Below are 24,039 nucleotides of genomic sequence, written 5' to 3'. Positions count from 1 at the left end.
AAAGAAGGCGAAGGATGAAATATTCAAATATCGGCGGCCAGGCAGTCATGGAAGGGATCATGATGAAAAACGGAGAGCATTACGCTGTGGCCGTACGGAAGCCGGATAAAGAAATTGAAGTAAAAGTAGAAGAGTGCCATAGTTTTATCAAAAACAAGAAGATCCTCCAGCTCCCATTTATCCGTGGTGTGTTCAACTTCGTGGATTCGCTGGTCCTGGGAATGAAGAGCCTGATGTTTTCCGCAGAATTCTTCATGGATGATGAGGAAGAAGAAAAAGAACGGAAAAAGGAAGAAAAACAGCGGAAAAAAGGCAAAGATCCGGAAAAAGAGAATTCCATTCTGCTGGGATGTACGGTTGCCTTTTCCATCGTTCTGGCGGTGGGCGTATTTATGATCCTTCCTTATTTTATTTCGCTTCTGTTTCAGCGTCTGACGGATTCCCAGCTGGTTCTTTCCATTGCGGAGGGTATCGTCAGGATCCTGATCTTTGTCAGTTATATTCTTCTGATCTCCAGAATGAAAGATATCCAGAGGACATTCATGTATCATGGAGCAGAACACAAATGCATCAATTGCATTGAGCATGGCATGGAACTGAATGTGGAAAATGTCCGTAAAAGCTCCAGAGAGCATAAGCGCTGCGGAACCAGTTTTCTTCTCATTGTCATGATCGTGAGTATTATTTTCTTCCTGTTTATCCGGGTGTCTTCGCCGGTGCTCCGGGTAGTGGTACGCCTGCTTCTGATCCCGGTGATCGCAGGTGTTTCCTATGAATTTATCCGTCTGGCAGGAACCAGTGAGAATAAACTCGTAGGGCTTTTAAGCAAACCGGGTCTTGCCATGCAGCGGCTGACGACCAAAGAGCCTACCGATGATATGATCGAGGTTGCCATTGCTGCAGTAGAAGCCGTATATGACTGGAAAAAGTTTCTGCGGGAGAATTTTGGTAAAGAATTTCCGGAGGAGAAAGAAGCATGACATATCGTTCCCTTGTGACGGAAGGAGGAAAGCTCCTTCAGGCGGCCGGTGTGGCGGAGGCAGAACTGGATGCCTGGTATCTTCTGGAATATCTGAGAAAAGAGAGAGGCAGTCGTTCGGATCGGCAGTGGTATCTTCTCTGCAGGGAAGAAGAGGCAGACATAGAGGAAGAGAAAGCCTACCGGGAGCTTATCGGACGTCGGGCAAAGAGGATCCCTCTTCAACAGATCACAGGAGAGCAGGAGTTTATGGGCTTTTCTTTTCTGGTCAATGAACATGTACTGATCCCGAGACAGGATACGGAAACTCTGGTGGAAGAAGCGATGGAGAAAACGGGGAAAGGTGACCGGGTTTTGGACATGTGTACCGGTTCCGGCTGCATTCTTCTGAGTCTTCTGAAACTGGTTCCGGGACTTTCCGGTACGGGAGCGGATATCTCGCAGGAGGCCTTAAAGGTTGCAGTGGAAAATGGAAAGAGGCTTCAGACCGAGGCCTCTTTTTTGGAGAGTGATCTGTTTGAGAAGGTGGAAGGCGTTTTTGATCTGATCGTTTCCAATCCACCGTATATTGCTTCCGATGAGATCGGTACGCTTATGGAAGAGGTAAGAGATCATGAGCCCATTGGCGCCCTGGATGGAAGTGCGGACGGGCTGGCGTTTTATCGCAGACTGGTGCAGGAGGGAAAGGATCATCTGAAATCCGGAGGATGGATGCTCTTTGAAATCGGCTGTACGCAGGCGGAAGCGGTAATGGAACTTTTGAAAAAAGGCGGTTTTCAAGAAATCTATGTAAAAAAGGATCTGGCAGGACTGGACCGGGTAGTAGGTGGAAGAAAACCAAAACAGGAGGAAAGAAAAAATGTTTGATCGTCTGGAAGATTTACTCATCCGTCTGGAAGAGATCATGAGCGAATTAAGTGAACCTTCCGTGGTAAACGATACCGCAAGATTTCAGAAGCTCATGAAGGAGCAGAGTGATCTGGCTCCGATCGTGGATGCGTATAAGGAATATAAAAAATGCAAAGAAACTGTGGAAGAAAGCCTTATGATGCTGGAAGAGGAAACCGATGAGGAAATGAAAGAACTTCTGAAAGAAGAGCTTTCTGAAGCAAAGAAACGGATCCCGGAACTTGAAAATGATCTGAAGATCCTGCTTCTGCCCAAAGATCCTAACGATGAGAAAAACGTTATTGTGGAGATCCGTGCCGGAGCCGGTGGAGATGAGGCTGCTCTTTTTGCGGCAGAGGTTTATCGGATGTATGTAAAATATGCTGAGAGCCGTCGCTGGAGAACAGAGATGATGTCGCTCAATGAGAACGGGATCGGTGGTTTTAAGGAAGTTACCTTTATGATCACCGGTCAGGGTGCGTATTCCCGGCTGAAATATGAGAGTGGTGTGCATCGCGTACAGCGCGTGCCGGAGACTGAGTCCGGAGGAAGAATCCATACTTCTACGGTGACGGTTGCGATCATGCCGGAAGCGGAGGAGATCGATTTTCATCTGGATCTTAATGAGTGTAAATTTGATGTGTTCCGTGCTTCCGGAAACGGTGGACAGTGCGTCAATACCACAGACTCTGCGGTTCGGCTGACGCATATCCCCACAGGGATTGTGATCTCCTGCCAGGATGAAAAATCTCAGCTGAAAAACAAAGATAAAGCATTGAAGATCCTCCGCTCCCGTCTCTATGAGATGGAGCTGGCAAAACGCCATGATGCGGAAGCGGAAGAAAGAAAGAGTCAGATCGGAACGGGAGACCGTTCGGAGAAGATCCGGACTTATAACTTCCCGCAGGGGCGTGTGACCGATCACCGGATCAAACTCACCCTGCACCAGATCGATGCCGTTTTAAACGGAGATCTGGATCTTGTCATTGATCCGCTCATCGCAGCAGATCAGGCAGCCAAACTGGCAAAAATGAACGAACAGTGATCCGACAGCAGAGAGTAAGGAAAAGCCTTCTCTCTGCTGTTTTTTTGTTTTGGCTTGTCAATTTTTGCGGGGAGAAGTATAATGAAGGGCAGTAGTATTTAAAAGGAGAAAAGAAATGAAAGAAAAACTGAAACAACTGGCCAATTACTACAAGCCATACCGTTTTCTGTTCTGGTCGGATATGGTGGTTGCAGTCATTGGGGCAGGAATCACCCTGGTGATTCCGCTGATCGTGCGGTACATCACAAATCATGTGATCTACCTGGAAAATCCGCTGTCCATGATCCTGAAGCTGGCACTTCTTATGTTGGGACTGGTGGTTCTTGAGGCTTTCTGTAACTTCTATCAGGCCTATTACGGACACATCATGGGAGCAAAGATGGAACGCGATATGCGGGCGGAGATTTTTGAACATTATCAGAAACTGTCGTTCCATTTTTATGATAATCAGAAAGTAGGACAGTTGCTTTCAAGGATCACGAATGACCTCTTTGAGATCAGTGAACTTCTGCATCACGGACCGGAGGATGTCGTGATCTCACTGATCAAATTTGTCGGTTCTTTTATCATTCTCTGTACCATTAATCCGGCGCTTACCCTTGTGACGTTTGCTTTTCTTCCGCCGATTCTGATCTATGCCTTTCTCTTAAATGGAAGGATGAAACGGGCCTTCAAACTGCGAAGAGAAAAAATCGCAGATATCAATACCCAGATTGAGGATAGCCTGGCGGGTATACGGGCAGTCAAATCCTTCGGAAACGAAGAGATCGAGATGGAAAAATTTGCCCAGGGAAACGAAGCCTTTGTGGACAGCAAAAGGATCAGTTACCGTTATATGGGACTGTATCATTCCGGACTCGGAGCCATGACGACGATGGTGACCATCGGTGTCCTGGTGGCCGGCTCTGTGATGATGACACATGGAAGCCTGAAACTGACAGATCTGATCACGTTTCTTCTTTATATCAATAACTTTACCGAACCGGTGAAAAAACTCATTGATTTTACCGAGCAGTTCCAGAATGGCTACACCGGTTATGAGCGTTTCCTGGAGATCATGAATGTGGATCCGGATATCAAAGACGCACCGGATGCGGTAAAACTGAAGGATGTCAAAGGAGATATCACGTTTGACAATGTTTCTTTCCGTTATGAAGAAGGGCTGGATACGGTACTGAGCCATGTTGACCTGAAGGTTCATGCAGGCGAGTATCTTGCGATCGTGGGAAGCTCCGGCGGTGGAAAAACCACACTCTGCAGCCTGATCCCGCGGTTTTACGATGTGGATGAGGGACGGATCCTGATTGATGGAACCGATATCCGTAAGGTCCAGCTGAAAAATCTCCGGGATCAGATCGGGATTGTACAGCAGGATGTGTATCTTTTTGCAGAAAATGTTATGGAAAATATCCGGTACGGCCGTCCGGATGCCACAGATGCAGAAGTGATCGAGGCGGCAAAACGGGCCAATGCCCATGAATTTATCATGGAACTGCCCAATGGTTATGAAACAGATATCGGACAAAGAGGCGTGAAGCTTTCCGGCGGGCAGAAACAGCGTCTCTCGATCGCCCGTGTATTCCTGAAAAACCCGCCCGTGCTGATTTTTGACGAAGCTACCTCTGCGCTGGATAATGAGAGTGAGAAGATCGTGCAGGAATCTCTGGAAAAACTGGCGAAAAACCGTACGACGTTTGTGATCGCACATCGTCTTTCCACGATCCGGAATGCGGAACGGATTCTTGTTCTTACCGAAAAGGGAATCGAAGAAGAAGGAACCCATGAGGAACTTCTTGAAAAAAATGGTATTTATGCAAAACTTTACCGAAAATAGACGGACATGTTTCGGCTGTCTCGGTGATTTCTGAAACACTATAAACAGACAACAGAAAGAAGGATGACAATGATTTCAGAAAAAATGCAGGGCTATGTAAACAACAGTTCGGCGATCCGTGCCATGTTTGAAGAGGGAAAGAAGCTCGCCTCTGTTTACGGAGCAGAAAATGTCTATGATTTCAGCCTGGGAAATCCGAATGTGCCGGCACCGGCAGCTGTAAAAGAGGCTGCACTTCAGGTGCTGAATGAAGAGGATCCGCTGATGGTCCATGGCTATATGAGCAATTCCGGTTATGAGGATGTCCGGGAAGCAATAGCCGCTTCTCTCAACCGCCGCTTTGGAACCGGTTATGATGCCGGAAATCTGGTCATGACGGTGGGAGCAGCAGGCGGAATGAATGTGATTTTCAAGACTCTTTTGAATCCTGGAGATGAAGTCATTGCCTTTGCTCCTTATTTTGGAGAATACCGGGCTTATGTCAGCAACTATGACGGAGTTTTGAAAGTGGTCCCGCCGGATGCGGAAACGTTTCAGCCGAATCTTGCAGCCTTTGAAAAGCTGATCACAGAGAAAACAAAAGCAGTCATTGTCAATACACCGAACAATCCCACAGGAGTGGTTTATTCTGCAGAGACCCTGAAACGTCTGGCAGATATCCTGGAGGAAAAACAGAAAGAATGGAAGACCTCCATTTATCTGATCTCGGATGAGCCTTACCGGGAACTGGTATACGGAGGCGTTGAAGTTCCCTGGATCCCGGATTTTTACCGGAATACCATCGTGGGCTATTCCTTTAGTAAATCGCTGTCCCTTCCGGGAGAACGGATCGGTTATCTGGTCCTGCCTTCAGAGATGGATGACAGCGAGGCGGTTAAAAATGCGGCGAATGTGGCCACCAGGATCCTTGGCTATGTCAATGCGCCCTCTTTTTTCCAGAGAGTCGTCGCACGGTGCCTGGAAGAAAAAGCGGATATTGCTTACTATGACAGAAACAGGGAGACTCTGTATGAGGGTCTGAAAAAGGCAGGGCTTTCCTGCATCAAGCCGGAAGGAGCCTTTTATCTTTTTGTAAAATCTCCGGTGGAAGACGAGAAAGCATTCTGTGAGAAAGCTAAAAAGCAGAATCTTTTACTGGTTCCGGGAAGCTCCTTTGCCTGCCCGGGCTATGTGCGTCTGGCATACTGCGTTTCCTATGAAATGATCGTCCGTTCTCTTCCTCATTTTGAAGAGCTGATGAAAGAATACCGATGATGAAGACTATGCATGAATGGCAGAAAGGGTAAAAGAATGAGAACATGGGAGAAAAATGTCCGTACGGTGGTTCCCTACACACCTGGAGAACAGCCGAAATTTGTGGATGTGATCAAATTAAATACAAATGAAAATCCGTATCCGCCGTCGCCGAAAGTGACGGAATGTCTGAATAATATGAATACGGATGCGCTCCGGCTGTATCCGGAACCGGCCTGCGATACCCTGGTGGATGCTCTTGCTGAGAGTTATCAGATGGAACGGGATGAAATTTTTGTCGGCGTGGGCTCCGATGATGTGCTGGCCATGTGCTTTATGACCTTTTTTAACTCCGATAAACCGGTATTTTTTCCGGACATCACGTATTCTTTCTATGATGTCTGGGCAGATGTTTTCCGGATCCCGTATGAGTGCCAGCCCCTGGATAAAGAGTTCCGTATTGTCAAAGAGGATTACTACAGGGAAAACGGAGGCGTGGTTTTCCCGAATCCAAACGCTCCGACCGGAATTCTGATGGAGCTTTCCGATATTGAGGATATCATCCGTCACAATCAGGATGTGGTGGTGATCATTGATGAAGCCTATATTGATTTTGGTGGAACGAGTGCCAGAGAGCTTGTACATAAGTATGACAATGTGCTGGTGGTACAGACCTTTTCCAAATCCCGTTCCATGGCAGGTATGCGTATCGGCTACGCGTTTGGAAGCAAGGTTCTGATCAAATATCTGAACGATGTGAAATATTCCTTTAATTCTTACACCATGAACCGTCCGGCTCTGGAGCTTGGAAAAGCATCTCTCAGTGATCCGGCTTATTTTCAGGAATGCTGCCGGAAGATCATGGCTACCCGGGAACGCGTCAAAAAGGAACTTTCCGGGCTTGGCTTTTCCTTCGGAGATTCTATGGCAAATTTCCTTTTTGTTACGCATGAACGGATTTCTGCCAGAGAACTGTTTGAAGCATTGAAGATCAAGAAGATCTTTGTGCGGTATTTTAATAAGCCAAGGATCGATAATTATCTTCGTATTACGATCGGTACGGATGAAGAAATGGATCAGCTGCTGGCATTTCTGAAAAAATATATTCGGGAGAACTGACATGGATGATACGATTCACGGAAGCTATGAAGGCTTCGCTTATGTTTATGATACCTTCATGGATAATGTGCCTTATGAAGAATGGGCAGAGTATGTGACCGGTATTCTGCAGGAATACGGCATTACGGACGGGCTGGTGCTGGATCTTGGCTGTGGTACGGGAAGTATGACGGAACTTCTGGCAGAAAAAGGCTACGATATGATCGGTGTGGATCTTTCCGCAGATATGCTGGAGATCGCCATGGACAAGAGGAGTAAAAAAGGACTGGATATTCTTTATCTGCAGCAGGACATGCGGGAATTTGAACTTTACGGTACGGTCCGGGCGATCGTTTGTGTCTGTGATTCCATCAATTATCTGGAGTCAGAAGAGGACCTTCTGGAGGTTTTCAAGCTGGCAAACAATTATCTGGATCCGGGCGGGATCTTCGTGTTCGACCTGAATACACCCTATAAATACAGAGAGATCCTGGGTGATTCTGTGATCGCGGAAAACAGAGATGAATGCAGCTTTATCTGGGAGAATACCTTCTACGAAGAGGATGGAGTAAATGAATATGACCTTACCATTTTCTGCAGGGAAGAAGGGGGGCTTTACCGGAAATATGAAGAAACACATTTTCAGAAGGCCTTTGATCCGGAAGATGTAAAAAAGCGGATCCTAGAAGCAGGGATGGAATTTGTGGCGGTATACGATGCGTTTACCAGAGAAGCACCGAAGCAAGACAGTGAACGGCTTTATTTTATTGCCAGAGAACGGGGCAAGACGAAATAACAGAAAGGTTTGGTTTTTGATCTATGGGAGATTATATAGTAAGAGCAACGGCGGCGGATAATCAGATCCGTGCTTTTGCGGCGACAACAAAGGAACTGGTGGAAAAGGCAAGAGCTGCCCATGATACCAGTCCGGTGGCAACGGCAGCCCTGGGACGTCTTCTGACCGGAGGCGTGATGATGGGCGTGATGATGAAAGGGGAAAAAGATCTTCTGACTCTTCAGGTAAAAGGAGATGGTCCGATCGGCGGCATCACTGTGACAGCAGACAGCCAGGGTCATGTGAAGGGATATGTGGAAAATCCGGATGTCCTGCTTCCGGCGAATACACTTGGAAAACTGGATGTAGGCGGAGCGGTAGGAAATGGAATGCTTCGGGTGATCAAGGATATGGGTCTGAAGGAGCCTTATGTGGGACAGGTTGCCCTGGAAACGGGAGAACTCGGAGATGATCTTACGTATTACTTTGCAACCTCAGAGCAGGTTCCGTCTTCCGTTGGCCTTGGGGTTCTGATGGAAAAAGACAATACCGTGAAACAGGCAGGCGGTTTTATCATTCAGCTGATGCCCTTTACCGATGAGAAGGTTATTGAGGCGCTGGAGAAAAAAATCTCTGAGGTGCAGAGTGTGACCAGCATGCTGAACCTTGGAATGACACCGGAAGACATCTTAAATGAACTTCTGGGAGAATTTCATCCGGAAATCTCTGAAAAAATCCCTGCAGAGTTTCATTGTGACTGCAGCAAAAAGCGAGTGGAAAAGGTGCTGATCAGTCTTGGGAAGAAGGAACTGACCTCCATAATCAACGATGGAAAGCCGGTTGAACTCAAGTGCCATTTCTGTAACAGCGGATATACCTTTACGACAGAAGAATTGAAAGAAATTCTGAAAAAAAGCCGATAGGAGGACGTTGGTAATGCGGGATGGTTTTATAAAAGTGGCTGCATCAACACCGGAGATCCGGGTAGCAGATGTGGATCATAACAAAAAACTCATCTGTGAAGGCGTGGATCAGGCCTGGAAAGAGGGCGTTCAGCTTCTGGCTTATCCGGAACTCTGCCTCACGGGCTATACCTGCGGAGATCTTTTCTGGCAGGAGGAGTTGCTGGAGAAGGCCCGTCAGGGGTTAAATGAGATCGTTATGCACAGTCTCGGAAAAAAAATGCTGATTTTTGTGGGACTTCCCTGGGAAATGAATGGAAAGCTTTACAATGTGGCGGCTGCAGTTTCCGATGGAGAACTGTTGGGACTGGTGCCGAAGCGTTATCTTCCGGCTTATTCGGAATTTTACGAGGAAAGAAACTTCACACCGGGAAAAGAAGAGATCACCCGTGTGATGGTGGATGGAAAAGAAATTCCTTTTGGCAGCAGGATCCTTTTTTCCTGTCCGGAGGTCCGGGGACTTTCCGTGGCAGCAGAGCTCTGTGAGGATCTTTGGACGCCGGAACCTCCCAGCATAGGTCATGCCATGGCAGGAGCAACGGTGATCGTCAATCTTTCTGCCAGTGACGAGACGACCGGAAAGAGCATCTATCGGAGAAAGCTGATCTCCGGGCAGTCTGCCCGCCTTCTCTGCGGCTATATCTATGCCAGTGCAGGGGAGGGAGAGTCAACGACAGACCTGGTGTTTGGCGGCCATAATGTCATTTCGGAAAATGGCGTGATCCTGGCAGAATCCCGACTGTTTGAAAACAGTACGATCGTGACGGAGCTGGATATCCAGAGGCTTCGGGCGGACCGGAGAAAACAGACGACATTTTCTGTAAAAGGAAAAGAAACGTATGAAGAAGTCCTCTTCCATCTGGAAGAAAAAGAAACCGAGCTGACCCGTTTTGTAGATCCGGCGCCCTTTGTGCCGTCCGATGAGCATCAAATGGAGCAGCGCTGTGAGGAGATTTTCCATATTCAGGCGATGGGACTGAAAAAGAGGCTGAAGCATACGGGATGCAGAAATGTCACAGTAGGGATCTCCGGAGGCCTGGATTCTACCCTTGCCCTGCTGGTGACAGCAAAGGCCTTTGATCTTCTCGGTATTGACAGGAGTTCGATCACTGCTGTCACAATGCCCTGCTTTGGAACTACGGACCGGACGTATCAGAATGCCTGTGAGCTGACAAGACGCCTGGGTGCTTCTTTAAAAGAAGTGGATATCAAAAAGGCGGTACGCCAGCATTTCGAAGATATCGGTCACAGCGAAGAAGATCATGATGTAACGTATGAAAACTGTCAGGCCAGAGAGCGGACGCAGGTTCTGATGGATATTGCGAACCAGTCCGGCGGTATGGTGATCGGAACCGGTGACATGTCAGAACTGGCACTGGGCTGGGCAACCTATAACGGAGACCATATGTCCATGTACGGTGTCAATGCATCGGTACCGAAGACACTGGTCCGTCATCTGGTCCGTTATTATGCGGATACCTGTGAAGATGAAAGACTGAAGGCAGTACTTCTGGATATTCTGGATACACCGGTGAGTCCGGAGCTGCTGCCTCCCAAGGATGGAAAAATCGCCCAGAAAACAGAGGATCTGGTAGGCCCTTATGAACTGCATGATTTCTTTTTATATTACATTCTGCGCTTCGGCTTCAGACCGGCTAAGATCTATCGGCTGGCATTGACCGCTTTTGCAGGAGTTTATGAAAAAGAAGTGATCTTAAAGTGGCTGAAGACCTTTTACCGGAGATTCTTTTCCCAGCAGTTCAAGCGTTCCTGTCTGCCGGATGGACCAAAGGTAGGAACCGTGGCGGTATCTCCGAGAGGAGATCTCCGGATGCCAAGTGATGCCAGTGCGGCGATCTGGCTTGCAGAGCTGGAAGAACTGGGATAAAAACCTGTGAATTGCTTTATAAAAAAAGAAACTGCTGTGGAGCTGATCTGCAGCAGTTTTCTTTTTCTACCTGTAGGGTTGATTTTTATAAGAATCTATGATATGATAGAACAAATGTTCGACTAGTACAGTGAAAATTAAGTATCTGCTATATTGACGAAGGATGATTTCTTCATATGCAAGGCGGAGGAATGAGGCGTAGCGGTGGCTACGTCGATTGACGACAACGCAGCAGATGAAAAATCAGACAAGTCAATATGGCGGTTACTTAATATTCACTGTACTAGAATAAAAGGCCATGCAGGACTGCATGGAGGAACGGAGTTTTTATGAAGATCACAGAGCAGATGACGATAGGAGAAAAACTGCGTATCCTGACGGATGCGGCAAAATATGATGTGGCCTGCACCTCCAGTGGAAATAAGCGAAGCGGAGACGGGAGCGGGATGGGAAACTGTGTGGAGTCAGGGATCTGCCACAGCTTTGCTGCGGACGGGAGATGTATTTCTCTTCTGAAGATCCTGTTTACCAATGAGTGTGTATTTGACTGCCATTACTGTATCAATCGCTGTTCCAATGATGTACCGAGGGCAGCTTTTACGCCGGACGAGGTCTGTCGGCTGACGATGGAATTCTACCGCAGAAATTATATTGAAGGTTTGTTTCTGAGTTCTGGCGTTTTCAAGAGTCCGGCTTTTACGATGGAGCTTCTTTACCAGACGCTTTACCGGCTGCGGACGGTCTATCATTTTCAGGGTTATATCCATGTGAAGGCGATTCCGGGAGCTCCGGAGGAGCTCATCGAGAAGACCGGCTTTCTGGCAGATCGTATGAGTATCAATCTGGAGCTTCCTACAGCCGATGCCCTGAGGCGGCTGGCGCCGCATAAGAGCCGCAGGACCATACTTACGCCCATGCGGCAGATACAGACCAGACGGAACCATAATCAGGAAGAACTGGCCTTATACAAAAGCGCACCACAGTTTGTTCCGGCCGGACAGAGTACGCAGATGATCATAGGGGCTTCCGGAGAAAGTGATTATGAAATCGTCTCTGTTGCAGAATCGCTTTACCGGCGTTTTGAACTGAAACGTGTTTTCTACTCCGCTTTTGTACGGGTGAACGAGGACAGTCTTCTTCCTGCATTGCCTGGCGGCCCGCCTCTTCTCAGAGAGCACCGGCTTTATCAGGCAGACTGGCTTCTGCGATACTATGGATTTGAGGCGAAGGAACTGCTTTCCGAGAAGCATCCGAATTTTAATGTTTTTCTGGACCCGAAATGTGACTGGGCATTGTCCCATATGGAGAATTTTCCGGTGGAGATCAATCAGGCACCCTATGAGACGCTTCTTCGGGTACCGGGGATCGGTGTGAAGTCGGCGCAGCGGATCGTAAAGGCAAGAAGGTTTTCCAGCCTGGGATTTGAGGATCTGAAGAAGATCGGAGTTGTATTAAAACGGGCTGTTTATTTTATTACCTGTCGGGGGAAAACGCAGTATCCGTTGAAAATGGACGAGGATTTTATTTTAAGGAATCTTTTGCATCAGCAGGATCAGGGACTTGCACAGGTAGGGACCTACCGGCAGCTGAGCCTGTTTGATGACAGCAGTTTTTCGGACAGTCGGGAAGTCATCGCAATGCTTCGGAGCTGATGGTGTCGCGTGACGGTATCAATAAGGAGATGGTAAAATGAATCAGGTGATCTTTCAATGTGAAGACAGTACAGAAGGAATATTTACGGGAGTCTACGATGCCTGGGCCAGCAGGCTTGGTCATGGAAATGTGAAGCTGGAAGCGGGGACAGGACATGAAATGGAACTTTTTTCCGAATACCGGAGTGTGGAAACGGACAGAGAAAAAGCAGAAAAAGTAGCCGGTACGGTCAGGAAGAGTATGGGATCCGGATGCTGGGAAAGCATTTACCAAGCGACTCTGGCAGAAGGAGAGGAAAAGGCAGAAGCTGTTTACCGCAGCATTGTACTGGGGATTTCCATGGCGCGGAGGAAGAATGGCAGTGTGCACCGTCTGATGGAGAATATCCAGGAGCCCTGCATTTTTCAGATCATGACCTTATCCAGAGCCGTTGCGCGGGAGGCCCACCGTTATCTGGGCTTTATCCGGTTTCAGGAGATGAAAGGAAAACTGCTCTATTCGGAAATCGCACCTTCCGGGCAGATCCTGCCGCTGATCGGAGATCATTTTACGAACCGGTATCCGGGAGAACGGTTTCTGATCTATGACATCCGCCATAAAATGAGCCTCCTTCATCAGCCGGGAGAACCCTGGTATCTTTTTACAGGAGAAGAACCGAATACGGCAGTTCTTGAAAAATCAGAAAATGAAAAAGACTGTGAGAAACTCTGGAAAAATTTTGTAGAGACCATTGCGATCCCTGAAAGGACAAATCCGGATCTTCAAAAGCAGCTTCTACCTCTAAAATTCCGAAAATATATGACGGAGTGGAGCTGATGTGATTTTTCGTTTGTCTTTTGCCCGGAATGTGATAAGATAGAGCCGCAGACCCGGCAGGCGCAAAGCCGGGAAAAAGCCGGAGCCGGGAGGAAAAGAGCGTGGAAACGATCCGTATTTCAGTGAGAAATCTGGTGGAATTTATTCTGAGAAGTGGTGATATCGATAACCGTAAGGGCGGTATGGCAGATAAGGAGGCCATGCAGCTGGGAAGCAGGCTGCACCGGAAGATCCAGGGGCAGATGGATGCCGGGTACCGGGCAGAAGTACCGTTGAAATATGTGGAAACCTTTGCACTTTCCGGGAGCAGGAATGGGACAGAAGGGGGGAAAGAGCACAGGTATGAGCTGTCGGTAGAAGGCAGGGCGGACGGCATTTTTATGGAAGACGGGCAGGAAATCATAGATGAGATCAAAGGGATCTACCGGCCGCTGAGCTTTCTGGAAGAACCGGTGGCGGTCCATCTTGCTCAGGCAAAGTGCTATGCCTGCATCTATGCCATGCAGAAAGACCTTCCGGAGGTGGGAGTCCAGATGACATACTGTAATCTGGAAAGTGAAGAAATCCGCCGTTTTTCCTCCCACTATTCCACAGAAGAACTGAAAGAATGGTTTGAACAACTCATCAGCGAATACCGGAAGTGGTGTGAATTTCAGATCCTTTGGAAAGAAAAGCGACAGGCGTCGATCAGAACGATCCGTTTTCCGTTTCCTTACCGGGAAGGGCAGAAGGATCTGGCTGCAGCCGTTTACCGGACAATCCAGCGGAAGAAAAAAATATTTATCCAGGCTCCAACGGGTGTGGGGAAGACGATCTCCACAGTATTTCCGGCGGTGAAGGCGGTGGGAGAAGGACTGGGTGAGAAAATTTTTTATCTGACAGCCAAGACCATCACAAGGACGGTGGCAGAGGAGGCTTTTGGGCTTCTGAAGCAGCAGGGGCTTTTTTACAAAGTCGTGACACTGACGGCAAAGGAGAAGATCTGTCCGCTGGAAGAGGCAGAGTGTGATCCGGTGCACTGCCCTTATGCAAAAGGACATTTTGACAGGATCAATGATGCGGTGTTTGAAATGCTGAAGGAAACGGATGACTTCTCCAGAGAGGCACTGCTAAGACAGAGTGAAAAGTGGAAGGTCTGTCCTTTTGAACTGAGTCTGGATGTTTCTATCTGGGTCGATGCCGTGATCTGTGATTACAATTATGTTTTTGATCCGACGGCTCATCTGAAGCGTTTTTTTGGCGAAGGAAGCGGAGGCAAAGGCTCCTATATTTTCCTTATTGATGAGGCGCATAACCTGGTGGAACGGGGCCGGGAAATGTACAGTGCGCTTCTCTGGAAGGAGGATCTTCTGGAAGCCAAAAGAGCTGTTCAGCAGAAAGACAAGGACAGCGGACGCAGGTATCAGGGGAAAAAACTGATTGCTCAGCTGGAACGGGTGAACCGTCAGATGTTGGCATGGAAAAGAGAATGTGAAGAAGGCTGCAAAGTGATGAAAAGCCTGGAAGGCTTTCCTGTAATGCTCATGAGTGCGGAAGGCCTCCTGGAAGAATATCTGGAAGAAGAACCGCCGGGAGAAGAACGGAAGATACTGCTGGAGCTTTATTTTCAGATCCGTCATTTCCTGGAGATCGCAGATCGTCTGGATGAAAGTTATGTGATTTACAGCATGCTGGATGAGAACGGGAGATTTCTGGTCAAGCTTTTCTGTATCGATACATCTTCTGCGATACAGGAGTGTCTGGATAAGGGAAACAGTACGGTCTTTTTTTCGGCAACCCTGCTTCCCGTTACGTATTATCAAAGTCTTCTGAGCGGAGTCAGGGATGATTATGCGGTTTATGCCAGGACTCCGTTTTTGCCGGAGCAGAGACGGGTGCTGATCGGAAGGGATGTCAGCTCCAGGTATAAGCGTCGCGGACCGAAGGAATACGAAAAGATCGCAGTTTATATAGAAAAGACAGTTTCTGGATGTCCGGGAAATTATATGGTCTTTTTTCCTTCTTACCGGATGATGGAAGATGTGGGGGCGGTTTTTGAAGAACGCTGTGGAACTGCGTTTCGGACACGATATCAGAAAAGCGGCATGACAGAGGACGAAAGAGAAGAATTTCTGAAAGCTTTTGAGGGAAAAGGGGAGCAGAGTCTGATCGGTTTCTGCGTCATGGGAGGAATTTTCGGAGAAGGCATCGACCTGAAAGGGGAACGGCTCATCGGAGCTATTATTGTAGGGACCGGACTTCCGCAGGTCTGTGCGGAACGGGAACTCTTAAAGGACTATTACGACAACCGGGGACAGGATGGCTTTGCCTATGCCTATCGGATTCCCGGGATGAATAAAGTGCTTCAGTCAGCAGGCAGGGTGATCCGTACCAGAGAGGACCGGGGAGTCATTCTTCTTCTGGATGAGCGATTTTGTGAGTGGGAATATCAGGGGATGTTTCCCAGGGAATGGACCGATGTGGAGGTCTGCAGTTTATGGACGGTGGAAAAGGCACTTGCAGGCTTTTGGGAAAGTTAGAGGATTTCTTCCTTGAAAGATAGATAGACCGGTGTTACAATGGTGGGGTACAATCAGCGGATGTGCGAACAAAACACGCAGAATATGGAGGAAACTATGAGCAGCGTAAGAAGAGTTTATGTGGAAAAAAAACCGGATTTTGCCGTTCAGGCGAAAGATTTGATGCATGAGATCCACAGTTATCTGGGAATTTCCGAGGTGACTGGTGTCCGGGTTCTGATTCGTTACGATGTGGAACATATTTCAGACGAGGTTTTTGAGAAGGCATGTAAGACCGTTTTCTCAGAGCCGCCGGTGGATACTCTTTACCGTGAGAGTTTTAAAACTGATCCGGAAGACCGGGTATTTTCCGTGGAATTCCTTCCGGGACAGTTTGACCAGAGAGCAGATTCCGCTGTTCAGTGTGTGAAATTCCTGAAAGAGGATGAGGAACCGATCATCAAATCGGCTACTACTTATGTCTTTGAAGGAAGCATCACCGATGAGCAGTTTGAAGCGATCAAGAATCATTGCATTAACCCTGTGGATTCCAGAGAGACCGGTATGGAGAAACCGGAGACGCTGGAAACTCATTTTGACGAGCCAGAAGACGTAAAGATTTTTGAAGGCTTTCAGGAGATGCCGGAAGAAGAACTGAAAAAACTCTATGACTCTTTAAATCTTGCCATGACCTTTAAGGATTTTCTTCATATTCAGAAGTATTATAAAAATGAAGAAAAGAGAGATCCTTCTGTGACAGAGATCCGGGTGCTGGATACTTACTGGTCTGACCATTGCCGTCATACGACTTTCTCAACAGAGCTGAAGCATGTGACCTTCGGTGATGGTGATTACCGTAAGCCTATGGAAGCAACCTATGAAGAGTATCTGCAGGATCACAAGGAGATCTTTAAAGGAAGAACAGATAAATTTGTCTGCCTGATGGATCTTGCTCTGATGGCTATGCGGAAACTGAAAAAAGAGGGAAAGCTGGAGGATCAGGAAGAATCTGACGAGATCAATGCCTGCAGTATTGTAGTTCCTGTGGAGATCGATGGAAAGACGGAGGAGTGGCTCGTAAACTTCAAAAATGAGACACACAACCATCCCACAGAGATCGAGCCCTTCGGAGGAGCTGCTACCTGTCTTGGCGGAGCGATCCGTGATCCTCTGTCAGGCCGTACCTATGTATATCAGGCGATGCGTGTGACTGGAGCCGCTGATCCGACTGTGTCTGTGAAAGAGACACTGAAAGGCAAGCTGCCGCAGAAAAAAATCGTCCGCAGCGCAGCACACGGTTACAGCTCTTATGGAAACCAGATCGGTCTGGCCACCGGTTATGTAAAAGAGATCTATCATCCGGATTATGTGGCAAAGCGTATGGAGATCGGTGCTGTTATGGGTGCTGCTCCCAGAAATGCAGTAAAGAGAGAAAATTCTGATCCGGGCGATATCATCATTCTCCTGGGAGGACGGACCGGCCGTGACGGTATCGGTGGAGCTACCGGTTCTTCCAAGGTACATACAGAGGCATCCATTGAGGTATGCGGCGCAGAAGTACAGAAGGGTAATGCACCTACCGAGCGTAAGATCCAGCGTATGTTCCGCAGACCGGAAGTCAGCAGCCTAATCAAGAAATGTAACGACTTTGGTGCCGGCGGTGTATCCGTTGCCATCGGAGAGCTTGCACCCGGACTTCGCGTAAACCTGGATAAAGTACCGAAAAAATATGCCGGTCTGGATGGAACGGAAATCGCCATTTCCGAGTCTCAGGAGCGTATGGCAGTCGTTGTAGATCCGAAAGATGTAGAAGAGTTCCTCGGATATGCCAGAGAAGAGAACCTGGAGGCTGTCGAGGTTGCAGTTGTGACCGAGAGCCCGCGTCTGGTGCTGATCTGGAGAGGAAAAGAGATCGTAAATATTTCCAGAGCTTTTCTGGATACCAACGGTGCTCATCAGGAGACAGACGTATATGTAGAGATCCCGTCAAAGAAAAATTCCTTCTTCAAGCGGGAAGAAGTAGCAGATGTGAAAGCAAAATGGCTGGAGACCCTGAAAGATCTGAATTGCTGTTCTCAGAAGGGACTGGTGGAAATGTTCGACAGTTCCATCGGTGCCGGAAGTGTTCTGATGCCTTATGGAGGAAAGTATCAGCTGACAGAGACACAGGCGATGGTGGCAAAACTTCCGGTTCTCAAAGGAAAAACAGATACCGTTACCATGATGAGCTATGGCTTTGATCCGTATCTTTCCAGCTGGAGCCCCTATCACGGAGCTGTTTATGCAGTTCTGGAATCCGTATCCCGCATTGTGGCCGGAGGTGGAGATTACAGTAAGATCCGGTTCACCTTCCAGGAGTATTTCCGTCGTATGACAGAAGATCCCAAACGCTGGAGTCAGCCTTTTGCGGCTCTTCTTGGTGCCTACAGTGCACAGCTTGGTTTCGGGCTTCCGTCTATCGGTGGTAAAGACAGCATGTCCGGAAGCTTTAATGAGATCGACGTTCCGCCGACACTGGTATCTTTTGCTGTGGATGTGGCAAGTGATAAGAATATTGTGACGCCCGAATTGAAAAAAGCAGGTAATAAGCTGGTTCTTGTGAAGATCCAGAAAGATGAGTACGATCTGCCGGATTATGCACAGGTTATGGATCAGTACGGAAAATTCCACGAGGATATCAAGGCTGGAAGAATCGTATCTTCCTATGCGCTGGATGCCAAAGGTCTGGCAGCAGCTGTGAGCAAGATGGCATTCGGAAACGGACTTGGCGTGAAAATCGAGCATTCTGTGGATAAGAGAGATCTCTTTGAAGAAGGATTTGGCTGCATCGTGGCTGAAGTTCCGGCTGAGAAGGTTGGTGAACTGGCAGTAACCTATACCCTGGTCGGCGAAGTACTTGCAGAGCCGGTTCTTTGCTACAGCGACATGAAACTGACGCTTGCGGATGCAGAGACGGCATGGAAGAGCACACTGGAAAAAGTCTTCAAGACCGTATCCGGTGAAGGAACAAAGGGCGAAGAGTATCCGGATACCTGTTATCAGGCAGAGAAGGTATATGTTTGCAAGAATAAAATTGCGAGACCGCGTGTATTTATCCCGGTATTCCCCGGAACCAACTGTGAGTATGACAGTACCAAGGCATTTGAGCGTGCAGGTGCCGATGTGGATGTCAAGGTATTCAAAAACCTGACTGCAGAAGACATCCGGGATTCTGTAAATATCTTTGAAAAATCCATAGATCAGGCTCAGATCATCATGTTCCCGGGTGGATTCTCCGCAGGTGATGAGCCGGATGGTTCGGCAAAATTCTTTGCAACTGCTTTCCAGAATGCAAAGATCAAAGAAGCAGTTATGCGTCTTCTGAATGAAAGAGACGGACTGGCCCTTGGTGTCTGCAATGGTTTCCAGGCACTGATCAAACTGGGACTGGTTCCCTATGGCGAGATCCGTGGCCAGAAAGAGGACTCTCCGACACTGACATTCAATACCATTGGCCGTCACATTTCCAAAATGGTTTATACGAAGGTGGTCAGCAACAAATCTCCGTGGCTGGCACTGGCTGAACTTGGAAAGACCTATGCGATTCCTGCTTCTCACGGAGAAGGCCGTTTTGTAGCGGATGAAGAATGGCTGAAAAAGCTTTTCGCAAATGGCCAGGTTGCTACCCGTTATGTGGATGCAGATGGCAATCTTTGTGTAGAGAACGAAGAGTGGAATGTAAACGGTTCTTATGCAGCCATTGAGGGTATCACGAGTCCGGATGGCCGTGTATTCGGAAAAATGGGACATGCAGAGAGACGTGGCGATTCTGTAGCTATCAATATTTACGGCGACCAGGATATGAAGATCTTTGAGTCTGGTGTTGCTTACTTCAAATAAGAATAATTTCCAGTGAGGCCTGGGCTTCACGGAAACGAAACAGCCCCTTAGCTGGATAGATCCGGCGAGGGGCTGTTTTTTGCTTTATAATTATGCAACAAAATGAAGCATTTTTAATAAATAATGTCTGTTTTTGACGCACTTTCATAAGAAAAATATTTTGTGCAACATATTGTTGCATATGCAATAAATTTCTTGAATATTCTAAAAATATACATTATAATCAACTATTATAAAAAGAATGATTTTGACTCGTAGTTTTCTGCAATCGGGACAAAACAAGAAGGAGCAAGTGTATGGATAAGATAAAAGTTTATCACGACGTCCTGTGGGCAGAAAAACAGCCTTTCGCAGACGAACGGGATAAGAAAAAACTTCTGGAACTGGTGGCGGAACAGAAAAAAGAGAGAAAACTGGATATTTTTGCTTTTTGTGTTACAGATGAAGAATGTCACTTTCTGGTGTCCGGTGACTCTGAAAGTGACTTGAACCAGGCGGCCGTAAGCGTGATAGATCAATTTTCCACTTATTATGAAACCTGTCATAACGGAGAAAACATGTGCCTTGTACGGGAAAACAGAAGCCAGAAGCTGATGGATCTGGAGGAACTCATAGAAGACTGCTGCAGGATCCATAAAATTGCTACAGAACAGAAGCTGGCAGAGAAACCGGAGGATTACTGGTGGAGCAGTCTTGGAGAATACCGGAGAAGCTATCCGATCTGGGAGAGTGTTGTAAATCCACATTTTGTATTGGATTATCTGGATGGAAACAGGACAAGAGCTCTTGGAAAATTCCTGAAGCTCCATCGTTCTACTAAATAAAACGCTGAAAAGTCCCGGATATGACGCAGGAAAGAGAAAAATTGTAAATAATGGTAACTATTCAGACCCCATCTCGATTCCGCTTCGCTACATCTCGATGTGGCTTCTCGCCAAATAGATTTTCAATCAAAAGTGTTCATTCATGCGAGCATGACTCACACTTTTGACAGAAAATCTGCTTGGCTCTGAATAGTTACAAATAATAACACAAAACAGGCCGGAAGTGTTATACTAAGAGTCAAAGAAACGGCAGAAAGGGGAAGGTGTATGAGTCTGGATAATGAGATAACAGGAGTCGATCATCTGGGGATACTGACAGGAGATCTGAAAAGAGATGTGGCCTGGTATGAGGAAAAGCTTGGTTTTGAAAAGCTGCAGCAGAGGATCGTGGTGATGAACGGGAGAACGGAGATCGCTCTTCTCAGAAAAGGAGATCTGGTGCTGGAACTGGTGGAGCCGGCAGGAAGGCTGAAAGAAGAGGCAAAGCTTCGGGGAGCCGGAAAATGGGACCATTTTGCAATGGAAGCACCGGAGCTTGCGAAAGAGGCGGCGCTGGCAGAAGAGAAAGGATTGAAGGTTCATCCATCGACACCAGATGGTCTTACCTGGTATGAGCATCTGGGAGAAAAAGGAGTACGAGGGATCAATTTTTATGGACCGGGCGGGGAAGTTCTGGAGCTCTGTCGGGAGGAAGCAGTTGACTATCATGGAAAGACGGGGCTTTCAGGCTGGTCCCATCTGGCTTTGAAGGTGGAAAATCTGGAACGAACAGAGGCTTTTTACGGAAAAATGGGTTTTCAGGTCAGGAGCAAAGGCTATCTTCCGACACCGGAAGGTGACATTCGGATCCATTATCTGGAAAAATGTGGTTTTGTCATGGAAGTGCTTGAGATGACAGGTTCTGGTCTGGAAGAATTGAAACAACGAAAAGAGGGACGGCTGGATCACATTGCTCTCCGGGTAAGAGATATCAGAGAAGCCTTTGACGGAGCAAGAAAAAATGGTTATCCGCTGTTGAATCACACGATCCAGGAACTGCCTCTTTTGGAAAAAGGAATCCGTTTTTTCTTTGTCATCGGACCCGACGGAGAAAAAGTAGAATTTGTTGAAAAAATTTAAAAAATTCCCTTGACATTTCTAAAAGTCTATAGTATACTGAGTGAGCGTCAGGAAGTGATAAAACGAAATGACAAATGACATGGGGTCTTAGCTCAGCTGGGAGAGCATCTGCCTTACAAGCAGAGGGTCATAGGTTCGAGCCCTATAGGCCCCATGAATCTGGCGGAATAGCTCAGTTGGCTAGAGCACACGGTTCATACCCGTGGTGTCGAGAGTTCAAATCTCCCTTCCGCTACTACAAGATGATGGCAGATCTGTCATCATCTTTTTCAAATTGCAGGTATAGTTCATCGGTAGAACGCTAGCTTCCCAAGCTGGAGAGACGGGTTCGATTCCCGCTACCTGCTTTTGTTATATCATCTATTTAATGAAGGAGTGTGAGTGATACATGGACGACAGTTCCGATGGAGATAATCATAAGGACAGAACAACTGCTTCATGTAGCATTATGAATAATTAAGGGGTATAGTCTGCAGAGAGATCTGGAGGCTATACCTTTTTGTGTATCTGACGGAAAACACGGTGAGTGCAGCCGTCACAAAATTCATGATGTGTAAATGAAAAAGGAGAAATTATGTTTGAAGCAGTTATTTTACAGGCGCTACTTATTTTTATCAATGCCGTTTTCGCCAGTGCGGAGATCGCAGTGATTTCCATGAATGAGACCAGACTGAAGCATATGGTTCAGGAAGGAAACAAACAGGCAGAAAAGCTGTCTGCCCTGATAGAGCAGCCGGCAAAGTTTTTATCAACGATCCAGGTGGCCATTACACTGGCGGGACTTCTCGGTGGTGCTTTTGCGGCGGATCATTTTGCAGATCCACTGGTTTTTAAACTGAAAGAACTGGGAGTGGCTCTTCCGGATCATGTGCTGCGGTCGGTGGTGGTTCTGCTGATCACTTTGATTCTGACGTATTTCAGTCTTGTGTTTGGTGAACTGGTACCAAAAAGGATCGCAATGAAAAAAACAGAAAAAATGGCACTGGAAATGTCAGGCATGCTTTACCTCGTTTCGGTGATCTTTGCACCGTTGGTCTGGCTTTTGACAGCCTCTACAAACCTTGTCCTGAAACTTATGGGGATCAATCCCAATGAAGAAGAGGATGTAGTGACAGAAGAAGATATCCGTATGATGCTGGCAGAAGGAAATGAGCAGGGAACGATCCAGGACGAAGAACGCTGGATGATCAAAAATATTTTTGAGTTTGACGATACGACAGCGGGACAGATCAGCACACATAAACGGGAGACCATCTGTCTTTATATGGAAGACAGCGAAGAGGAATGGGCCGGAGTCATCCAGCAGAGCAGACACACCTACTATCCGATCTGCGGAGAAAATCAGGATGATATTGTTGGAATCCTGAATACCAAGATCTATTTTCGCTCAGAACAGAAAGACCGGGATCTTATTATGAAGCAGGCGGTGGAAAAACCGTTTTTTGTACCGGAGGAAATGAGAGCCAATGCTCTTTTCAACCAGATGAAACAAACCCGTAATTATTTTGCGGTGGTGCTGGATGAATATGGCTGTATGTTCGGTATTGTGACGATCCATGATCTCATTGAGACACTGGTGGGAGAACTGGAGGATGAAAAGGGACCGGCAGAACCGGCAGACATTGAAAGGCTGGATGAAAATACCTGGAGGATCCAGGGAAATACCAGTCTGGAAGATGTGGCGGAGTGTTTTGGCGTGAAACTTCCGACGGAAACCTATGACACGTTCAGCGGTTTTGTTTCAGAGATCATAGGCCGGATACCGGAAGAAGGAGAACACTTTGTATGTGAATCGGAGAGCTTGCAGATTGAAGTGATGAATGTGAAAAATCATATCGTAGATTATGCTCTGGTGAAAAAAAGGCAAGAAGAATAGAAGGAATGATCGATTTTTGTGCAAAACTTAAGAAAACTTAAGAATTTTAAGGAAATTTTCTCCGATATTTTATGGAAAACCCATAGACATTTGAATTTAAAAGTGATAAGATAAGCGACGTAATTTAGATGAAATGGTGCGATTCTTTAAGAAATCGCTAATGAGGAGGAAAAAGACTATGAAGAAAAAAGTTATGGCATTAGTTATGGTTGCAGCTGTTGCATCTATGATGGCAGTTGGTTGCGGAAGCAACAAAAAAGAGACTGAGAAAGCAACTGAGGCAGCTACCACTGCAGCAACCGAGGCAGCTACTGAGAAAGCAACTGAGGCAGCTACCACTGCAGCAACCGAGGCAGCTACCGAGAAAGCAACTGAGGCAGCTACCACTGCAGCAACCGAGGCTGCTACTGAGGCAGCAACCGAAGCAGCTACTACTGAGGCAGCAACTGAGGCTTAATAAAAATACGAAAAGACCTTCCGGGAGACCGGGAGGTCTTTTTTTGGTGCGCCTTGTGGCGGAAAAGCGGGGATTCTTTTACGGAAGAGAAAAAAGGATTGACAAAACCGGAGGGAATGAATAAACTGATTATTGAGAGGAAAAGGCAGAGAACGGAAAGAGTAGGAAAAAAGATATCCAATCAGAGAGAGACTGTCGCTGGCTGAAAGCAGTCT

At 47.3% G+C, this 24,039-nt stretch carries 17 protein-coding genes, 3 tRNA genes and 1 other annotated feature (1 of these 21 only partly in view); all 20 genes read left to right on the top strand.

The features are described from left to right. Positions 1-14: 14 nt before the first annotated feature. The 20 genes from DXA57_RS04895 (at position 15) to DXA57_RS04795 (ending at position 23,824) form a co-directional block, all read left to right on the top strand. Entirely contained in the window at positions 15-980 is a 966-nt protein-coding gene (locus DXA57_RS04895; protein WP_117765201.1) for a DUF1385 domain-containing protein, read from the top strand. Next, positions 977-1,846 carry a peptide chain release factor N(5)-glutamine methyltransferase gene (prmC, locus tag DXA57_RS04890; protein ID WP_117765199.1) on the top strand — a complete coding sequence of 290 codons (870 nt, stop codon included), beginning with the start codon at positions 977-979 and terminating at the stop codon, positions 1,844-1,846. Before DXA57_RS04895 ends, prmC begins: the two co-directional genes overlap by 4 nt. Next, positions 1,839-2,912 (top strand): peptide chain release factor 1, encoded by a 1,074-nt coding sequence (prfA, locus tag DXA57_RS04885; RefSeq protein ID WP_117765197.1) that lies wholly within the window; start codon positions 1,839-1,841, stop codon positions 2,910-2,912. The genes prmC and prfA overlap by 8 nt, the downstream gene beginning before the upstream one ends. Before the next feature lie 115 nt (positions 2,913-3,027). Further along, positions 3,028-4,746, top strand: a complete 1,719-nt coding sequence (locus tag DXA57_RS04880; RefSeq protein WP_117765195.1) for an ABC transporter ATP-binding protein — start codon at positions 3,028-3,030, stop codon at positions 4,744-4,746. Between the two features lie 69 nt (positions 4,747-4,815). Continuing rightward, entirely contained in the window at positions 4,816-6,000 is a 1,185-nt protein-coding gene (locus tag DXA57_RS04875; RefSeq protein ID WP_117765193.1) for a pyridoxal phosphate-dependent aminotransferase, read from the top strand. Between the two features lie 36 nt (positions 6,001-6,036). Next, positions 6,037-7,098, top strand: a complete 1,062-nt coding sequence (hisC, locus tag DXA57_RS04870; RefSeq protein WP_117765467.1) for a histidinol-phosphate transaminase — start codon at positions 6,037-6,039, stop codon at positions 7,096-7,098. Between the two features lies 1 nt (position 7,099). Then, a complete protein-coding gene (locus DXA57_RS04865) occupies positions 7,100-7,873 on the top strand; it encodes a class I SAM-dependent DNA methyltransferase (protein ID WP_117765191.1) in 774 nt (257 codons plus the stop codon). A 23-nt stretch (positions 7,874-7,896) separates the two neighbouring features. Continuing rightward, on the top strand, positions 7,897-8,775 hold the full coding sequence (gene hslO / locus DXA57_RS04860) for an Hsp33 family molecular chaperone HslO (protein ID WP_117765189.1): 879 nt from the start codon (positions 7,897-7,899) through the stop codon (positions 8,773-8,775). Between the two features lie 13 nt (positions 8,776-8,788). Next, positions 8,789-10,702, top strand: a complete 1,914-nt coding sequence (locus DXA57_RS04855) for an NAD(+) synthase (protein ID WP_199612677.1) — start codon at positions 8,789-8,791, stop codon at positions 10,700-10,702. A gap of 329 nt (positions 10,703-11,031) precedes the next feature. Then, positions 11,032-12,354 carry a putative DNA modification/repair radical SAM protein gene (locus DXA57_RS04850; RefSeq protein ID WP_117765185.1) on the top strand — a complete coding sequence of 441 codons (1,323 nt, stop codon included), beginning with the start codon at positions 11,032-11,034 and terminating at the stop codon, positions 12,352-12,354. 37 nt (positions 12,355-12,391) lie between these two features. Next, positions 12,392-13,171 (top strand): TIGR03915 family putative DNA repair protein, encoded by a 780-nt coding sequence (locus DXA57_RS04845; RefSeq protein WP_117765183.1) that lies wholly within the window; start codon positions 12,392-12,394, stop codon positions 13,169-13,171. Positions 13,172-13,272: 101 nt separating this feature from the next. Next, positions 13,273-15,690: an ATP-dependent DNA helicase gene (locus DXA57_RS04840; RefSeq protein WP_243005708.1), complete on the top strand. Its 2,418-nt coding sequence runs from the start codon at positions 13,273-13,275 to the stop codon at positions 15,688-15,690. Positions 15,691-15,786: 96 nt separating this feature from the next. Further along, on the top strand, positions 15,787-19,548 hold the full coding sequence (locus DXA57_RS04835; protein WP_117765181.1) for a phosphoribosylformylglycinamidine synthase: 3,762 nt from the start codon (positions 15,787-15,789) through the stop codon (positions 19,546-19,548). Positions 19,549-19,844: 296 nt separating this feature from the next. Next, complete coding sequence (locus tag DXA57_RS04825; RefSeq protein ID WP_117765177.1) at positions 19,845-20,372, top strand: hypothetical protein; 528 nt, start codon at positions 19,845-19,847, stop codon at positions 20,370-20,372. A 267-nt stretch (positions 20,373-20,639) separates the two neighbouring features. Next, positions 20,640-21,491 (top strand): VOC family protein, encoded by an 852-nt coding sequence (locus DXA57_RS04820; RefSeq protein WP_117765175.1) that lies wholly within the window; start codon positions 20,640-20,642, stop codon positions 21,489-21,491. Between the two features lie 81 nt (positions 21,492-21,572). Beyond that, positions 21,573-21,645: transfer RNA gene (locus tag DXA57_RS04815), tRNA-Val, on the top strand. 7 nt (positions 21,646-21,652) lie between these two features. After that, positions 21,653-21,726: transfer RNA gene (locus DXA57_RS04810), tRNA-Met, on the top strand. A 41-nt stretch (positions 21,727-21,767) separates the two neighbouring features. After that, positions 21,768-21,838: transfer RNA gene (locus DXA57_RS04805), tRNA-Gly, on the top strand. A 227-nt stretch (positions 21,839-22,065) separates the two neighbouring features. Beyond that, complete coding sequence (locus DXA57_RS04800; protein ID WP_117765173.1) at positions 22,066-23,367, top strand: hemolysin family protein; 1,302 nt, start codon at positions 22,066-22,068, stop codon at positions 23,365-23,367. A gap of 178 nt (positions 23,368-23,545) precedes the next feature. Further along, positions 23,546-23,824: a hypothetical protein gene (locus DXA57_RS04795; RefSeq protein ID WP_117765171.1), complete on the top strand. Its 279-nt coding sequence runs from the start codon at positions 23,546-23,548 to the stop codon at positions 23,822-23,824. 139 nt (positions 23,825-23,963) lie between these two features. Then, positions 23,964-24,039: a binding site (T-box leader), on the top strand; it runs 148 nt beyond the window's last position.

Origin of the sequence: Blautia sp. OF03-15BH, from assembly GCF_003463065.1 — a bacterium.
GTDB lineage: Bacteria > Bacillota > Clostridia > Lachnospirales > Lachnospiraceae > Limivivens.
The sequence above is the reverse complement of the archived record's forward strand: the minus strand, read 5'-3'. Positions and strand labels throughout refer to the sequence as shown.

Bases quoted from the DNA above. Each gene is read 5' to 3' on its own strand.
- DXA57_RS04895 (WP_117765201.1), top strand. From the start codon at position 15: ATGAAATATTCAAATATCGGCGGCCAGGCAGTCATGGAAGGGATCATG.
- prmC (WP_117765199.1), top strand. From the start codon at position 977: ATGACATATCGTTCCCTTGTGACGGAAGGAGGAAAGCTCCTTCAGGCG.
- prfA (WP_117765197.1), top strand. From the start codon at position 1,839: ATGTTTGATCGTCTGGAAGATTTACTCATCCGTCTGGAAGAGATCATG.
- DXA57_RS04880 (WP_117765195.1), top strand. From the start codon at position 3,028: ATGAAAGAAAAACTGAAACAACTGGCCAATTACTACAAGCCATACCGT.
- DXA57_RS04875 (WP_117765193.1), top strand. From the start codon at position 4,816: ATGATTTCAGAAAAAATGCAGGGCTATGTAAACAACAGTTCGGCGATC.
- hisC (WP_117765467.1), top strand. From the start codon at position 6,037: ATGAGAACATGGGAGAAAAATGTCCGTACGGTGGTTCCCTACACACCT.
- DXA57_RS04865 (WP_117765191.1), top strand. From the start codon at position 7,100: ATGGATGATACGATTCACGGAAGCTATGAAGGCTTCGCTTATGTTTAT.
- hslO (WP_117765189.1), top strand. From the start codon at position 7,897: ATGGGAGATTATATAGTAAGAGCAACGGCGGCGGATAATCAGATCCGT.
- DXA57_RS04855 (WP_199612677.1), top strand. From the start codon at position 8,789: ATGCGGGATGGTTTTATAAAAGTGGCTGCATCAACACCGGAGATCCGG.
- DXA57_RS04850 (WP_117765185.1), top strand. From the start codon at position 11,032: ATGAAGATCACAGAGCAGATGACGATAGGAGAAAAACTGCGTATCCTG.
- DXA57_RS04845 (WP_117765183.1), top strand. From the start codon at position 12,392: ATGAATCAGGTGATCTTTCAATGTGAAGACAGTACAGAAGGAATATTT.
- DXA57_RS04835 (WP_117765181.1), top strand. From the start codon at position 15,787: ATGAGCAGCGTAAGAAGAGTTTATGTGGAAAAAAAACCGGATTTTGCC.
- DXA57_RS04825 (WP_117765177.1), top strand. From the start codon at position 19,845: ATGGATAAGATAAAAGTTTATCACGACGTCCTGTGGGCAGAAAAACAG.
- DXA57_RS04820 (WP_117765175.1), top strand. From the start codon at position 20,640: ATGAGTCTGGATAATGAGATAACAGGAGTCGATCATCTGGGGATACTG.
- DXA57_RS04800 (WP_117765173.1), top strand. From the start codon at position 22,066: ATGTTTGAAGCAGTTATTTTACAGGCGCTACTTATTTTTATCAATGCC.
- DXA57_RS04795 (WP_117765171.1), top strand. From the start codon at position 23,546: ATGAAGAAAAAAGTTATGGCATTAGTTATGGTTGCAGCTGTTGCATCT.